Origin of the sequence: Cryobacterium sp. TMT3-29-2 (assembly GCF_004564305.1) — a bacterium.
Taxonomy (GTDB): domain Bacteria; phylum Actinomycetota; class Actinomycetes; order Actinomycetales; family Microbacteriaceae; genus Cryobacterium; species Cryobacterium sinapicolor.
Genome location: NZ_SOGK01000131.1, coordinates 1 through 15,932, shown reverse-complemented (window position 1 = coordinate 15,932; position 15,932 = coordinate 1). Strand labels below are relative to the sequence as shown.

Here is a 15,932-nt window from a genome sequence, read left to right as displayed (position 1 = left end):
GGGCTGTGCCGGTTCGGGGCGCGTGCTGCGCCGCTGCGCTGATGAAGTGCCACGCGCGGAACGGCGCAGCACCCGCGCAGCCTGCGCACAGCACCCGCGCAGCACCCGCGCGGAACGGCGCAGCACCCGCGCGGAACGGCGCAGCACCCGCGCAGCACCCGCGCACGGGCATCGCAGCGATGCGCGTGTTACGCCACATGGCGAGCGCTGTGGCACCGTCACCGACCGCACCACAGGATGGGTGGCATGCCCAGACAAATTCGCTTCAATGCCTTTGACATGAACTGCGTCGCCCACCAGTCTTCAGGAATGTGGCGGCATCCGCTTGACCAGTCCTGGCGCTACAAGGACCTCTCCTATTGGACCGATTTGGCCAGGCTGCTCGAGCGCGGCACCTTCGATGGCATTTTCATCGCCGATGTGCTGGGAACGTACGACGTCTATGGCGGTTCGAACGAAGCCGCGATCCGGCACGGTGCCCAGGTTCCCGTGAACGACCCGATTCTGCTGGTCTCCGCGATGGCGGCCGTGACCGAGAACCTCGGGTTCGGCATAACCGCGGGAACGGCGTACGAGCATCCGTACCCCTTCGCACGACGGATGTCGACGCTCGACCATCTGACGAAGGGTCGCGTCGGCTGGAACGTCGTCACCGGTTATCTGCCGAGCGCTGCCCGCAACATGGGGCAGGTCGACCAGTTGGAGCACGACGACCGCTACGAGGTCGCCGACGAGTACCTCGAGGTGCTGTACAAGTTGTGGGAGGGCTCGTGGGAAGACGACGCCGTCATCCGCGACCGGGCGACCGGGGTGTTCACCGATCCGAGCAAGGTGCACGAGATCGGGCATCACGGCAAGAACTTCACAGTGCCAGGCATTCACCTGTCTGAGCCGTCACTGCAGCGCACGCCGGTGATCTACCAGGCCGGGGCGTCGCCGCGCGGCATCGCCTTCGCCGCCGGCAACGCCGAGGCGATCTTCGTGGCCGCTTCGACCAAGTCCGGCCTCACCGCGACCGTGAGCAGGATCCGGGATGCGCTTGAGCAGGCCGGTCGTGACCGGTACTCCGCGAAGATCTACACGCTGCTGACCATCATCACCGACGAGACCAGCGAGAAGGCACACGCAAAACATCAGGACTATCTCTCCTATGCGAGCGAAGAGGGAGCACTGGTGTTCATGTCTGGCTGGATGGGCATCGATCTCTCCCGATATGACCTCGATGAGCCGATCGGCAACGTGAAGAGTAACGCGATCCAGTCGGCGGTGGCGAACTTCCAAGCGGCGAATGATGACGGTTCCGAATGGACCGTGCGTGACATCGCGAAGCTCGGCGCGATCGGCGGGTTGGGGCCGTTCATCGTCGGCTCCCCGGAGGAGGTCGCCGACCACCTGCAGGAATGGGTGGCAGACACCGATGTGGACGGATTCAATCTCGCCTACGCGATCACGCCCGGAACGTTCGAGGACGTGGTCGAGTTCGTGATTCCAGAGTTGCGTCGTCGCGGGGCTTATCCGGAAGAGTATGTCGAGGGCACACTGCGCAACAAGCTGCACGGGCGCGGCGACCGTTTGCCCGAGGAGCACCACGGTGCCGGCTATCGGATCGGGGCGTCCCAATCCGTGAGGTAAGGAGGGGCCGCTACACCGGGCGACGAATGAAGAACGCCGCGGGGATCGCGAACAGCGAGATCACGGCGCCGCACAGGAACGCGGCCTGGATTCCCGCGGAGGTGGCGGCGACATCCGTTGCCCCGGAGGCCAGGCGCGACGCAGCGACGGATGCCATCACGGTCACGAACAGTGCCGTGCCGACCGCTCCGGCGAGCTGTTGCACGGTGCCGACGACGGCGCTGCCATGCGAGTACAGCTCGGGGCGCACGGCGGCGAGGCTCGCGGTGAACAGTGGGGTGAAGAGCAGGGCGAGGCCGAAGCTGAGGGAGACGTGGGCGGCGAGCACCAGCCACGGCGAGCTGTTCGCGTTCAGCAGGGTCATCGACCAGAACACGGCGCTGACGATGCTGGAGCCCGTGATCAGCAGCCGGGTGGGTCCGGACCGGTCGTAGAGGCGCCCGACGAACGGCGCGAGCAGGCCCATCACGAGGCCGCCGGGCAGCAGGATCAGTCCGGCCTGCAGCGCGCTGAGGCCGAGCACGGTCTGCGTGTAGATCGGCAGCAGGATGATGGTTCCGAACAGGGCCATCATGCTGATCGCCATCATCACGATGGAGAAGGTGAACGTGCGCGAACGGAAGGTGCGCAGGTCGAGGAGGGCGGCATCCGTGCGCTGGAGAACGAGCTGACGCAGGATGAACAGGGTGAGTCCGAGGGCGCCGACCAGAAGCGGCAGCCCGCCGGCGACCGACGCGATGCCGCCGGGGGCCGTGCCCAGGTTACTGAGGCCGTAGACGAGCGCGCCGAAGCCGAGCGCCGAGAGGATGACCGAGAGCACGTCGATGGGCGTCTTGCGCGGCGTCGTCACGTTCTGCATCAGGATGCCGCCCACGACCAGCGCGGTGAGGGCGATCGGGAGAACGAGGATGAACATCCAGCGCCAGTCCAGCACGCTGAGGATGGCGCCCGAGATTGTCGGGCCGATGGCCGGGGCGACCGAGATCACGATGGAGATGTTGCCCATCATGCGGCCGAGGTGCGCCGGCGGCACGAGGGTCATCACCGAGGTCAGCAGCAGCGGGAACATGATCGCCGTTCCGGTGGCCTGCACGACCCGGGCGGCCAACAGCACCTCGAAGCCGGGTGCGACGGCCGCGATCAGGGTGCCCGTGCTGAACAGCGTCATGGCCGCGATGAAGACCGGCCGGGTGTTGAAGCGCTGCAGCAGGAACCCGGTGATCGGGATGACCACGGCCATCGTGAGCATGAACGCGCTGGTCAGCCACTGCGCAGCGCTTGCGGTGATGGAGAGGTCGCTCATCAGGCGCGGCAGGGCCACCCCCATGATCGTCTCGTTCAGGATGACGACGAAGGTGGAGACCAGCAGCAGGGTGATGACCAGGCGGTTACGGATACCGGTGGCCGCGTCGGCGGCGGATGCGGCGGCATCGTGCGCGGCGGCATCCGTGCCCGTCGTGGTGGTGGTGGTGGTGGTGGTGGTTCCTGCGTTGGGGCTGGCGGCGCTGGCGGTTTCAGACATTTGGAGGTCCCGTCGGGTCGTGCGGTCAAGAAGTGGTGAGGCAGTCGCTCCAAGCCGGAACCTCGTGCTCAGAAAGACAACTCGCACTCGCCGGGATTCATTCCACGTCATGCCGCCGAAACGACACGTTTGAGGGGCTGACGAGCCGGCGCACCCCTCAAAGTCGTCGTCTCACCGGGCGCGTCGACGACTGCGGCGCGGGTACGGAGCGAGTGTCGCCGCCGAGAGCCCGGGTCAGCGCGAACCCGCGGCGACACCCTTCAGCTGGGCGAGCGCCTGCGCCCACGGGATCCGCTCCTGCTCGAGCCGCACGTTCCCCTCCGAACGGATGAGCTCGAGCACCGCCTCGATCCCCCGAATCGGCAGCTGGCGAATGCGCCAGCCGGATGCCGGATGCCGGATGCTCAGCGAGACAGGCAACGACCAGCAGCAGGGTGGTGAAGTCCGACTTCCCAAGCAGCTGCAGCGCGCGCCCGTGGGTGCGGATCGCCGCAGCCAGCTCATCCGTCGATGCCGTGACGAGGGCCCCCGATATGCCATGCCGCATGCCGGAGCGAACGGCGCCCGGGTTGCTGAGCTCGTCTCCGTCGTGACTGCATCCGTCTCACGCGTGCGGCCAAGTTGTCGCCTTGCCCAGGTTGATAGCGGCAGGTTCACCGCACGCGCGGCATCGTTGGATGGAAGGCCGCTTACCGGCCGGCTACCGCACCCGCCGCAACCGGATCGGACCTTTCGCCGTCGACGGGTCGACGACGGTGCCGCCCTGCGTGATCTGCAGTTCGCCGCGGGCGACCATGCGGCGGGCGGCTCGCCGGGCCGGCTCCATCAGGTCGCTCCAGTCCTCGCCGCCGACCACTTTCGCCGCCTCGGACGGGCAGATCGTGGCATCCGTCGCCCGTGCACGCAGCAGTGTCGCGATGGCCTCTTCGAGCTTGAGGTCGGTCGCGTTGACGCCGTGCGAGCGGCACGCGGCCCCGCAGTACTTCACCGAATCCCAGTTGTTCGCCCACTTCGCGCGCCACTCGATGCGCCGCCCGCACGAGGCGCACGTCTTATCCGCCCGGTCGCGGGCAGGGTCAGAATCGGCGGGTGTGCGTTGACGGTGGGCCATGCCTTCTATCCTGCGGGATTGGGCGCGTCGCCGAGCGTTCCCGAGAGTCGCCGTTTGCGCCCAGCGTCGCCGACCCTGTGGCGGTTCTCGGCAGAATCGGCGACTCTCGGGCTACAGGACGCCGGGTAGGGCGCACCCCACCGATCGGCGACGTGCGCGTGACGAATCCGGCGCGCATCCGTCTTATCAGTGACGGATGTCCCACCCCGCACCGCCGTGACCACCCGAATCTCCAGCACGATGAGGTTCCCGCACCTGAACCAGAAGGAAAACCCCCGTGCCGAGCACCGACCAGGCGAGCGCCGACCGCCGTCAGCCGACCCCCGTCCCCATCCACAACCGTAACGTCGAGGTGGACGGGCAACAGTTCACCGTGCACTCCATGGCCAGCACCTCGACGGCGCCGGAGCTGCCGACTTTCCTCTTGGTGCACGGCATCGGGGCGTCGCACCGCTACTACCGCCGGATGCAGTCGTCACTGGCCGTCATCGGGCACACGATCTCTCTCGACCTGCCCGGGTTCGGCGGCACCCGGCGCCCCGAGCGGCCACTCTCGGTCGAAGAATGCGGCACCCTGCTCGGCCGGCTTCTGGATCGACTCGACGTGCCGCGGGTGGTCCTGGTCGGCCATTCGATGGGCGGCCAGTTCGTCACGGAGCTGGCCCGGCAACGACCGGATGTCGTCTCCCACCTGGTTCTGATCGGTCCCGTCACCGATCCCCGCCGGGCGACGGCCGTGAAACAGGCGATGGGCCTGACCCGGGACTCGGCCAAGGAGCCACCGTCAGGCAAGCTGATCGTCTTCCGCGACTACCTCAAGTGCGGCCCGCGCTGGTTCTTCAGCGAACTCGCCGTGATGCTCGAGTACCGCACCGACCTGGCGCTCCGCGAGGTGCGCACCCCCACCCTCGTGATCCGCGGTGACAACGACCCGGTCTCGGGTCACGCCTGGTGTGAGTCGCTGAGCGCCGCCGCGCCGAACGGGCATCTCGTCGAGGTCGCGGGGCACCGTCACCTGGTGCATTACACCGCCGCTACGGAGACTGCCGCTCAGATCGAGGCACACGTCCGGCGGCACGCGTCGATCATGCACCCTGCCGCATGAGGCGCCGGCTGCCAACCCCCCGCCTGTTGAGCCCCCACCTGCTGGGCCGCCATCTGTGCGAGGCCCGGTGGTGGGCGCTCGACTATGTCTACGCGGGGATCGGGCAGACCCGCGCGTTCCTGTCCCGCGCCCGGCCGGCGGACTTCCGCTCCGGTGCCAAGGCCCCGATCGTGATCATCCCCGGAGTGTACGAATCCTGGCAGTTCATGCGCCCGCTGATTCAGACGTTGCACGACCACGGACATCCGGTGCACGTGGTGGCGAAGCTGGGCCGCAACCGGCGTTCCCTGGCGGATGCCGCCGCGACCGTGGCCTCCTACCTCCAGCGGGAGAACCTGACCGGCGTGATCATCGTGGCGCACAGCAAGGGTGGCCTGATCGGCAAGCAGCTGATGACGGCCGCCGACCCCGACCAGCGGGTGAGCGCAATGGCCGCGATCAGTGCCCCCTTCGGCGGTTCCCGCTATGCGCGATACTGGGTGGTGCCGAGCATCCGTGCCTTCGCGCCGGCCAACGCCGCCCTGCGCGACCTCGGCCTGGACCACCGGGTCAACGACCGCATCACGTCCATTTACGGGGTGTTCGACCCGCACATCCCCGAGGGCAGTGAGCTCGCCGGCGCCCGCAACATCGAGCTGCGGGTCGGCGGGCACTTCCGCATCCTCGGTGATCCGAGAACCGTGCGGGCCGTGCTCGACGCGGTGACGGATGCCGGAACACCGGCGGTCTGACCCCGGTCGCCGGCAGACCCCAGGTCAGTCGCCGCCTGCGCAGCAGACCACGGACCCACGATGAGGGCGACCCCGCACCGCGGAGCCGCCCTCTGACGAAACGTCAAGCCGGTGAAGCTAGACGGCCTCGGCCGCGGCTTCCTTCTCTGCCTTGCGTCGCGCCTTCTCGGCGTCGAGAACGGCCTTCTCGGCCGCCTTCTCCTCGGCGATCCACACGTCGCGCTTGGCCCCGGGCACCCAGCCCGTGTCCACAACGCGGATCTGGTAGACGATTGCGACGCCGACCAGCACCGCGGCGATGAGGATCGCGAGGATGACCCCGAGTCCGCCGCCCACACCGACGCTGACACCGATGAGCGTGCCGAACCAACCGAAGTCGGCGTCGCCGAATGTGCTGTTCGCGAAGCCGAAGTCGCCGAGGACCAGCAGAAGGATGGCGGGCAGAATGGTGATGATCACGCCGTTGACGAAGCCGCCGATCATGGCTCCGAGGCGTCCGCCGGTCGCGTTGCCGTAGACGCCGGCTCCACCGCCGGTGAAGAAGTGCGGCACCATGCCGGGCAGGATCAGCGCGAGCCCGAACATCGGGTTCAGCCAGATTGCCAGCACACCCAGCGCGAGGAGGCCACCGGCGAATGAGCTCAGGAAGCCGATGAGCACGGCGTTGGCGCCGAACGGGAACACGATCGGGATGTCGAGCGCGGGACGCGCTCCGGGCACAACCTTCTCGGCGATGCCCTGGAACGCGGGCACCAGCTCGCCGAGCACGGTGCGCACACCGTAGAGGATGACCGCGACACCCACACCGAACTGCAGGGCCTGCGCAAAGGCCGCCATGATGAACGCGCCGGCGTCGGCGGAGCCGAAGATGTCGAGCGCCTCCTGCAGCGGCAGGGCGATGAGGCCCCAGATAGCGAAGACCATGTAGATGAGAACCATCGACAGCGAGGTGGCGACCATCGAGTCGCGCAGGAACTTGAGTCCCTGCGGAAACTTGATCTCTTCGGTCGACTTGCTGCGACGCCCCACGGCCTGGCCGGCCGCACCGGCGGCGATGTAGCCGAGGGTGCCGAAATGGCCGATCGCGATGGTGTCGTTGCCGGTGATCTTCTTGGTCCACGGATGCACGAACGCGGGCATGACCACCATGATCACGCCGAGCAGCAGAGCGCCGATGACGACCACAAGCCAGCCGGCACCGTCACCGAAACCGACGGAGAGCACCACGGTGAGCATGGTCGCCATGAAGACCATGTGGTGGCCGGTGAGGAAGACGTACTTCAGCGGGGTGAAGCGGGCCAGGGCCAGCATCACCAGGAACCCGAGGGTGAGCACGTAGGCGCTCTGGGCGCCGAACTCGTCCTGCGCGATGGCGGTGATGACCTCGTTGGTGGGAATAACACCCTGGGCGCCGGTGACCGCGAGGATCAGTTTGCCCAGCGGGTCAAGGGAGCCCACCACGACGCCGGCGCCGGCACCGAGGATCAGGAAGCCGAGGGCCGCCTTGAGGGCGCCGCCGATCACCTGTCCGGCGTTGCGCTTGAGTGCCATAAGTCCGATGGCGGTGATTATGCCGATCAGGTAAGCCGGAACGTTGAGGATCTGTTGACCGATGAAGTTCAGTACGACGACGAGCCACTCCATTGTGGGAGCTCCTTATTCTGTGAGTGGGGGAAAGGTGAAGGGGTTACTCGACTGCGGCGGTGAGCTTCTCGGTAATCTCCTCGAGATCGAAGAAGTTCTTGATGACGATGACCTGGGCGGGCACATCGCCGAGTTCCTCGGCCAGCTCCTCCGAGGTGAGCACGATCTCGGCCGTCTGAGCGGCACCGCGAGCCACGCCCATATCGGCGGCCTCGACATCCGCATCGATGCCGAGCTTGGCGAGAACCTTCTCGGCGTTCATTTTCAGGAGCACTGAGGTACCAATGCCCATTCCACAGACAGCGACGATCTTCATGGGGTGCCTTTCGATTGGGTGAGAGGGGTGAAATAAGTCAGAAGTGGATGTCGGTGGCGCGGTTCACGCGGCAGCGGCGAGTTCGCCGAGCACGGCGCGCACCTCGTCGGCAGTGCCGGCGACGGCCAGACGCTTCATGGCGCCACTGTCCGAGAGCACCCCGGCGAGCGCCTGCATCACCGCGAGGTGGGCAGCGTGGTCTTTGGCGGCCAAACCGATCACGAGGGTGACCGGGTCGTTGGCGGCGTTGCCGAACTCGACGGGGGTGGCCAGGCTGACCCAGCTCAGGCCGCCGGTGAGTACTGCGGGCGAGGGGCGGGAGTGCGCCAGGGCGATCCCGGGGGCGATGACCATGTACGGGCCGTGTTTCTCGACCGCGGCGATCATCTCGTCGGTGTAGGCATCCGTGGTGGCCCCGCCGGTCACCAAGCCGGCGCCCGCAAGACGGATGGCGGCCCGCCAGTCGGCGGCCTCCGCTTGGGTCTCGATCGACGCGAGGGCTTCGGCCAGGTTCAGTGCCACGAATGAACTCCTTTGTTGTTTTCGACGCAGCCGGCCCGCGAGGGCCGCTGAGATGACTGTATTAGCCTAAGCGACCTTTTGTCTACAAATGAACCAAAGTTTTTCGACCGGTCGACAGGGGCGTGCCACCCGGCGAACGGCACGCCGACCGACGCCCGCCGGCAGAGAACCTCTTCAGATGCCGGATCAGGCGCGCGAGGTCAGCTCGCAGCGGTGCGGAGCGTGACGCCGGACACGCCGCCGCGAGTGAGACGGCTGATGCGATCGGCGTCGAACAGGGCATCCTGCGCGATGAGCGAGGCGCCCGTGACGCCGGCGATGGCGCCGAGCCGGGACTTCTCCACCACCAGTCCCTGCAGGGCGAAGTCGCGGGCGCCGGCGAAGATCGCCTCCCGGATCGCACCGAGGAAGGGCTCACCGGCCTGGGCCAGGTTGCCGCCGACGACGACGGCCTGCGGGTTGAGCAGCCCCACCACATGGGCCAGGCTCTGCCCGATCTGGGCGCCGGTCTCGGCGAGCAGACTCAATACCGCGGGGTCACCGTCGTTGGCGAGCCCCACGATGTCGCTGCTGGTGCGCACCTGGCGCCCCTGCCTGAGCAGCTCGCGGCGGATGACCGCACCGCTGGCGATGGTCTCGAGCCGAACGGTGCGCTCCCCATCGGCACGCACGGCACTGAGGTCGCCGGCGCCGCCGCGGGAGCCGTGGTAGATCGAGCCGTCGAGCACGAAGGCGAGTCCCACGCCGATGCCGGCCTTGAGCACGGCGACATCGCGGTACTCACTCCCGACGCGCCGGGCCTCGGCGAGCGCCATGATGTTGACGTCCCGGTCCACGGCGAAGACGGCGTGGTCGTAGCGGCCGGCGAAGTAGTCCTGCACCAGCACGCCCTCCCATTGCGTGTCCACCTGCGGTCGGGCGAGACGCCCGGTGACGTAGTTGACCGGTCCGGGCACACCGACACCGATGCCCACAACGTCAGCGCGGGTCTTGCCGAGCCGGTCGAGCATATGGTCGAAGACCTGGCCGGCCCAGTCGAAGATCTCGACCGGCCCTTCACTCAGGCCGATGTCAGCCTCGTCTTCGCTGAGGATGGTGGACACCAGGTCGGTGATGGCCAGCCGGGTGTGCGATCCACCGATGTCCACGGCCAGCAGCAGGCCGGCATCCGGGTTCACGGCGAACTCCTCGGGCGGCCGGCCGCCACGGGAATCGAGTTGCCCCACGCTCATCACGATGGACGCCTGGAGAAGCTCGTCAAGGCGCCGGGCGAGGGTAACGCGCGACCAGCCGAGCTGCTCGATCAGGTCAGTGCGGGTGGTGGCACGGCCGGATCGGATGAGGTCAAGCACCACACCCGACCCGGTGGACAAAGCGTGTGCCATGGAATTCCCCTCCATCTGACGCATCCGCAAGGTTGTGAGGACGTCGCCGAACCAACTGTTTGACTTAAGTACATTTCTATACCAAAGTATCTCGCATGGCTACCGAATCAAGGAATCCCTCGTCAACGATGACGCACACCGAACTCGACGCTCGCGCCGTCGCGAGCGCCCAGGCCCTGGCCGCCCACGTGGTGCAGGCGAAAGGACACGGACACGGCGGCACCGCGATGGCATTGGCGCCATTGTCCCATGTGTTGTTCTCCCGAGTCCTGCGCCACTCCCCCGCCCACCCCGACTGGCCCGCCCGAGACCGATTCATTCTTTCGGCCGGTCACGCCAGCCTTCTGCTTTACACCCAGCTGTTCTTCACCGGCTACGGCCTCACCCTGGACGACCTCGCCAAGAGCCGCACTCTCGGCTCGAAAACACCGGGGCACCCCGAGGTGCATCACACCGTGGGCGTGGAGATGAGCACCGGCCCGCTCGGTCAGGGCGTCGCATCCGCGGTGGGCATGGCCATGGCAGCCCGACACGAGAGCGCCGTGTTCACCCCCGGCTCAACCCTGCTCGACCACACCACCTGGGTGCTGGCGGGCGACGGATGCCTGCAGGAGGGCGTCTCCGGCGAGGCGTCGAGCCTGGCCGGCACCCTCGGCCTCGACAACCTGGTGCTGATCTGGGACGACAACGGCATCACCATCGACTCGGGCACCGACGAGACCTTCTCCGAAGACGTTCGGGCCCGGTACCGGGCCTACGGATGGCGGGTGCTCGAGATCGACACCCCGAACGACCTCGACGCCCTGGAGGCCACGCTCCGCGCGGCGGCGGAACGCACCGGTCGCCCCACCCTCGTGGCCCTCCGCACCGTCATCGGTTCCCCCTCCCAGAAGTTCGGCGGCACGTCCGCCGCGCACGCCGGTGGCTTCGGCGCCGACGAACTCGCCGCGGTGATGACGACGCTTGGCTTCGCCCCCGACGCTCCCCTCGCCGACCTCGTCAGCCCCGAAACCCTCGCACACACCCGGGATGCCCTCGCCCGCGGCGAGCAACTGCACCGCGATTGGGAGGCCGACCTCACCTCCTGGAGCACCGGCGACCCCGCAGCCGCGGCACGCTGGGCCGCCTTCCGCGGCGGGGAGTTCGAAAGCTCCGCCCTCGACACCGTGAACGTCGGCAGCGCCGGCGACACGATCGCGACCCGCAAGGCAAACGGTGCCGTGCTCCGCGCGCTGCAGGGTTCAGTGCCGCTGTGGGGCGGATCCGCCGACCTCGCCGGCTCCACCACGGTGGAGGTCGACGGCAACCGCTTCTCCGCCGCGAATCCGGCGGGTGAGTTCATCCGGTTCGGCATCCGGGAGCACGCGATGGCCGCCATTCTCAACGGCATCGCACTGCAGGGGCCGTGGCGCCCGTTCGCCTCCACCTACCTGGTGTTCAGCGATTACATGCGACCCAGCATCCGTCTGGGCGCACTGATGGGTCTCGGCGCGGTCTACATCTACACCCACGACTCCGTCGCCGTCGGTGAAGACGGGCCCACCCATCAGCCGGTCGAGCAGATCGCATCGCTGCGCACCGTCCCGGGGCTCGACGTGGTGCGCCCCGCCGACTCCGTCGAGGTCGTCGCCGCCTGGCGCCGCATTCTCGCCTCCCCCGACCGGCCGGTCGCCCTGGTCTTGAGCCGGCAGGACCTGCCCGTGCTCGAGAGCAGCGACACCACCCCCGCAGGCGTCACGGCCGGCGGCTATGTGCGCTGGCAGCACGGCGACGGCGACGACCTGGCCATCCTCGCGACCGGCAGCGAGGTTCACCTCGCGATCGAGGCCGCCGCACGCTTGACCGAGGAGGGCATCTCCGCCCGGGTCGTGTCCATGCCCTGTGTCGAGTGGTTCGCCGAGCAGAGCGCCGACTACCGTGAGTCCGTGCTGCCGGCGGCACTGCGTGCCCGGGTCGCCGTCGAGGCGGGCCGCGGCGATGCCTGGTACCGCTGGGTGGGCCTCGACGGGCGCGTGGTGTCGATCGAGGAGTTCGGCGAGTCGGGCAACGGCCCCGAGGTTCTCCGTCTCCGCGGCATCCACCTCGACGCGGTCCTCAGCGCTGCGCGCGCCACCCTCGCCGCCCCTCGACTCAGGGAATCGGCAGGTTTGCGCGCTCGGTGAGCCACGCCGTCGACCCGGCGACCCGGCGACCCGGCCGCCAGGTAGAGAATGGAATCATCATGACCACCATCCTCAATGTCATCTGGCTCGTGTTCGCCGGCTTCTGGCTGTTCCTCGGCTACATGTTTGCGGCGGTGGTCATGTTCGTGCTGATCATCACCATCCCCTGGGGAATCGCGTCGGCCCGGATCGGCGTCTACGCGCTCTGGCCGTTCGGCAAGACCGTGGTCGACAAGCCGAACGCTGGCGTCGGGTCGTTCCTGGGCAACGTGGTCTGGGTGGTGCTGGCCGGTTTTTGGATCGCCCTCGGACATCTGTTCTCGGGCATCGCGCTCTGCATCACGATCATCGGAATCCCCTTCGGGATCGCCAACTTCAAGCTGATCCCGGTGGCGCTGATGCCGCTCGGCAAGCAGATCGTCGACATTCGCTAAGCGTCCGCCGGTCCTCGAGGGCGCATGGACCTGTCGTTCCAGGAACGAACTGTGGGATTGCGTCGATTCTCGGTTTTCCTTAAGACCCGCCACAGGGCGATCGAAACTGGAAAAAGGCCCCGTCCAGCCTGATTCTGTTGCGACTACAGCCCCGACCTCTCTGGTCAACGCTCAACCGGCCAAGCATGTCTGCTCAGCAGAGGGTCTCATCGAATGCCACTATCGCCGCGGCCAGGGAGGCCGATTGGTATGCGATTCACGCTCCCGGTTTTTCCGGCGGCGCCGGTGCTCGCTCTGAGGCCAGGCCATCCGAAACGGGTGCGGAACCCGGTTCTACGACGCTGGCTCCCGCTCCGGCAATTGGTACCCGTGCCGTCTGCATTTCCCGCTCTAGCTCAATCCTTGAACGAGTCAGCTCGGCGTTTGACTGTAGTTCTTGTACGGCTTGAACCCCCGAGGTAGCGGCCCGCTGCCCAAAGTAGAAACCGACGATTGCGATGACGACCGTCGACAGCGTGGCGAAGATCGTCTCGGCGAAGTCAGTGCTTGCGCCAGGCGCCGGCGCCAGCACCACATCGTAGGTTCGCCCGGTCCCATCGGCGGCGCCAGCCTCGGCAACATTGACGCTGATGACGCGCTCAGAGGGAAAGCCCGCGAGTGTGCTTTCCGAAACTCCGGTGGACTCCGCGCCCCGCGATTCCCTTGAGCTGAGCTGGCTGAACAGGTAGATCGACGAAAACGCGAAGAGGAGCAGAAGCAACAGCGCAATCACCGCACTGATGCTGCCGTTCGGAAGATTGAGGGCACCACGGTTCGCCGTGCCATCCATAACTCGGGAAATCCAGGCCACCAGCGTAAGCAGGACGAGGAGCGCTGATAGTCCGAGGAGGATCCAAACGGTGAGCGCGATTTCGGCTGGAACACCCACAGGCTGCTGAGCAAGCACCGTGATCAGAACCGTCAGAGCGGCCAGGACAACAGTGAGCACACCGCCCGTGACGTAGAGGGCGGTGTTGCTTGGTTCGCTTGCGTCCATTTTCGGCATCGTCACAGCTCCCATCCGGTTCGTTGCACGCAACGTACACCTGGGACTCAGGTACCGCTCATCTGATCGTGGCCCCGCGACGCGCGGGCGCGCACCCGAACCGATCACGACGGCAAACTGGTTCAGCACAACGGCGGGCCACGCACACCGGGCCGCGGAGAGTGATGGTCCGTTCGTGCTCCGCAGATCACCCCGCAGAAACGTCGATCAGCACCTTCCCCACAACCCCGCTCTCGACCAGGGCATGCGCATCCGCCGTGTGCGCAAGGTCGGTGCGGCGCAGCGGCAGCCCCGCCTCCTCCCCCACGGCCAGCGCGCCGTCGACGAGGGCCGCGGTGATGTCCTCTGCCGCCGCCCGAATCACGTCGGCGCCGACCGTGTAGAGCAGCACGAACTGGTAGCGCACGTTGAGGCTGAAGTGCTGGCGCACGTCGAGCGTCACCTGGTCGCCGCCGTTGTTGGCATAGACCGCGATCGACCCGCGATTGCGGATGACGGCCAGGTCGAGCCGCGCATTCTGGGCCGGTGCGACCTCCACGATCAGGTCCACCCCCTCCGGTGCGATCGCCTGAATCTGTTCGACGACATCCGGGTCGGTGTAGGTGAGCACGTGCTGCGCGCCGGCCGCCGTGGCCAGCGCCGCCTTCGCCGGCCCGCTCACAGTCGTGACAACGGATGCTCCCGCCCACCGAGCCAGCTGGATCGCCGCATGCCCGACCGCACCTGCTCCACCAGCCACCAGCACCACCTTGCCCGCCAGGGCGCCCGGGTGCAGCCGCCGCGGTCCGTCCTCCGCCACCGTCAGCGCGCGGTGCGCCGTGATCGCCGGAACTCCGAGGCTCGCGCCCTGGTCGAAGCTCGCATTCGCGGGAAGCAAGAAGACGCGCTCCGCGGGCAGGACCGCGTGCTCCTGGGCCGAGCCGCTGTTCGCGCGCTGGTACGCGGCGAGCGCCAGCCACACCCGGTCGCCCACAGTGACGTGTTGCACGTCGGCGCCGATCGCTTCCACGATGCCGGCGCCGTCCTGCCCCGGCACGACGTCGTCGAACGGCAGTGCCTGGCCCGGTGCCGAGCCGCGGCGTGACTTCCAGTCGGTGGGGTTGACGCCGCTGACCACGATCCGCACCCGCACCTCGCCCGCTTCGGGTTCGGTCACCGGCCGATCAACGAGATGGAGCACGGACGGGTCACCGGTTTGGCTGTACACAATGGACTTCATGTCAGGGGTAACGCGGGTGGGAGTGGAATGGTTCCCGGCTGCTGCAAGCTGCCTGTCGAGGCCACACAAAATGGCTCCAGCCTGCACAAATTTTTTTTTCATGCAACGGTAGAGTCAGCGAAGGGGGCGTCACCATGACTAGATTTTTTGGAACACCGGCAGGGGTCAAAACCGGCCAATTCTTCATTGACCGCCGCGAGCTTCACGAGGCATTCGTCCACCGCCCTACTCAGGCCGGCATCAGCGGCACCAAGTTGGAGGGCTCCGACTCGATCGTCATTTCCGGCGGCTATGTCGGCGACGAGGACAATGGCGACTACATTATCTACTCCGGTCACGGTGGCAAGGATCCCAACAGCACGCGCCAAATCGCGGATCAGTCGCGGGACGCTCCGGGCAATGCTGGCCTAATCACGAGCCATGCCGAGGCTCTGCCCGTTCGTGTCGTTCGAGGTAAACACAAAGGTTCTCCTTTTGCCCCACCCGCGGGTTACGTATATTCGGGGCTCTATTTGGTCACCCAGTGGTGGATGGAGATGAGACCCGATGGCTTCCAAATCATTCGCTTCCGACTCGAGCGAATCGATGAACAAGTCCCACTTGAGCCGCAAGCGCTGAATCTACCCGACCCGGAATTTGCCACGACTATCGTGTCCCGCCGGATTCGAGACTCGCAGCTGTCGCGTGTGGTGAAAAAGCTCTATGACTATGAGTGTCAGGTCTGCGAAAATGCAATACCGACCGCGAACAACGCGTTCTACGCCGAGGGCGCTCACGTCAGACCGTTGGGACGACCCCATCTTGGCCATGACGCTCTGAGCAACATCCTGTGCCTGTGCCCGAATCACCACACTCAGTTTGATCTGGGAGGACTCGTTTTGACAGACCAGATGGAGGCCGTTGAGACACGAACGATGACCCCGATTGCCAGCCTGTCCTTCCGCAAAAATCACGTCGTCGCAGCTTCGAATGCTGGCTATCATCGAGCCCTCTGGCTAGTACTACAGTTGCGTTTGTGGGGTGTGGCCGCGGGTTTTGTAGTGGCATTGCTGGGCGCGGTGTTGGTGTTTTCGTCGCCAGAGGGAGCAGCGGATCACGTGGCGG

15 protein-coding genes are annotated in these 15,932 nt (G+C 66.9%); 6 read left to right on the top strand and 9 right to left on the bottom strand.

Features of this window, described 5'->3' with window-relative positions; all coding sequences use genetic code 11:
• Nucleotides 1-246: 246 nt before the first annotated feature.
• Nucleotides 247-1,632, top strand: coding sequence for an LLM class flavin-dependent oxidoreductase (locus E3O67_RS15260; RefSeq protein WP_134427769.1), 1,386 nt, complete (start codon nt 247-249; stop codon nt 1,630-1,632).
• Between the two features lie 10 nt (nt 1,633-1,642).
• On the opposite strand, the gene E3O67_RS15255 is transcribed toward E3O67_RS15260, so the two are convergent.
• The 3 genes from E3O67_RS15255 to E3O67_RS15245 form a co-directional block, all read right to left on the bottom strand.
• A complete protein-coding gene (locus tag E3O67_RS15255; RefSeq protein ID WP_135103076.1) occupies nt 1,643-3,154 on the bottom strand; it encodes an MDR family MFS transporter in 1,512 nt (503 codons plus the stop codon).
• A gap of 234 nt (nt 3,155-3,388) precedes the next feature.
• Complete coding sequence (locus E3O67_RS15250) at nt 3,389-3,574, bottom strand: hypothetical protein (protein WP_134427773.1); 186 nt, start codon at nt 3,572-3,574, stop codon at nt 3,389-3,391.
• 280 nt (nt 3,575-3,854) lie between these two features.
• A complete protein-coding gene (locus tag E3O67_RS15245) occupies nt 3,855-4,265 on the bottom strand; it encodes a DUF2256 and DUF3253 domain-containing protein (protein ID WP_134427775.1) in 411 nt (136 codons plus the stop codon).
• A 277-nt stretch (nt 4,266-4,542) separates the two neighbouring features.
• Here E3O67_RS15245 and E3O67_RS15240 point away from each other — a divergent pair, with 277 nt between their 5' ends.
• Together E3O67_RS15240 and E3O67_RS15235 are read left to right on the top strand one after the other, a co-directional pair.
• Entirely contained in the window at nt 4,543-5,370 is an 828-nt protein-coding gene (locus E3O67_RS15240) for an alpha/beta fold hydrolase (RefSeq protein ID WP_134427777.1), read from the top strand.
• A gap of 26 nt (nt 5,371-5,396) precedes the next feature.
• A complete protein-coding gene (locus E3O67_RS15235; protein ID WP_241979135.1) occupies nt 5,397-6,101 on the top strand; it encodes a triacylglycerol lipase in 705 nt (234 codons plus the stop codon).
• Nucleotides 6,102-6,218: 117 nt separating this feature from the next.
• On the opposite strand, the gene E3O67_RS15230 is transcribed toward E3O67_RS15235, so the two are convergent.
• The 4 genes from E3O67_RS15230 to E3O67_RS15215 form a co-directional block, all read right to left on the bottom strand.
• Nucleotides 6,219-7,745 (bottom strand): PTS ascorbate transporter subunit IIC, encoded by a 1,527-nt coding sequence (locus E3O67_RS15230; RefSeq protein WP_134427779.1) that lies wholly within the window; start codon nt 7,743-7,745, stop codon nt 6,219-6,221.
• A 43-nt stretch (nt 7,746-7,788) separates the two neighbouring features.
• On the bottom strand, nt 7,789-8,061 hold the full coding sequence (locus E3O67_RS15225) for a PTS sugar transporter subunit IIB (protein WP_104099163.1): 273 nt from the start codon (nt 8,059-8,061) through the stop codon (nt 7,789-7,791).
• Nucleotides 8,062-8,124: 63 nt separating this feature from the next.
• Entirely contained in the window at nt 8,125-8,583 is a 459-nt protein-coding gene (locus E3O67_RS15220) for a PTS sugar transporter subunit IIA (protein WP_135103075.1), read from the bottom strand.
• Nucleotides 8,584-8,783: 200 nt separating this feature from the next.
• A complete protein-coding gene (locus E3O67_RS15215; protein WP_134427781.1) occupies nt 8,784-9,968 on the bottom strand; it encodes an ROK family protein in 1,185 nt (394 codons plus the stop codon).
• A 128-nt stretch (nt 9,969-10,096) separates the two neighbouring features.
• Here E3O67_RS15215 and tkt point away from each other — a divergent pair, with 128 nt between their 5' ends.
• Complete coding sequence (gene tkt / locus E3O67_RS15210; protein WP_241979136.1) at nt 10,097-12,130, top strand: transketolase; 2,034 nt, start codon at nt 10,097-10,099, stop codon at nt 12,128-12,130.
• A gap of 59 nt (nt 12,131-12,189) precedes the next feature.
• A complete protein-coding gene (locus tag E3O67_RS15205; protein WP_134427785.1) occupies nt 12,190-12,564 on the top strand; it encodes a YccF domain-containing protein in 375 nt (124 codons plus the stop codon).
• A gap of 256 nt (nt 12,565-12,820) precedes the next feature.
• Here the strand turns inward: E3O67_RS15205 and E3O67_RS15200 are convergent, their stop codons facing one another.
• A complete protein-coding gene (locus E3O67_RS15200; protein ID WP_134427787.1) occupies nt 12,821-13,600 on the bottom strand; it encodes a hypothetical protein in 780 nt (259 codons plus the stop codon).
• Between the two features lie 196 nt (nt 13,601-13,796).
• A complete protein-coding gene (locus E3O67_RS15195) occupies nt 13,797-14,828 on the bottom strand; it encodes an NADPH:quinone reductase (protein WP_134427789.1) in 1,032 nt (343 codons plus the stop codon).
• A gap of 134 nt (nt 14,829-14,962) precedes the next feature.
• Between E3O67_RS15195 and E3O67_RS15190 the strand changes: the two genes are divergently transcribed.
• A partial coding sequence (locus E3O67_RS15190) for a YDG/SRA domain-containing protein (protein WP_135103073.1) occupies nt 14,963-15,932 on the top strand: 970 nt, incomplete at its 3' end.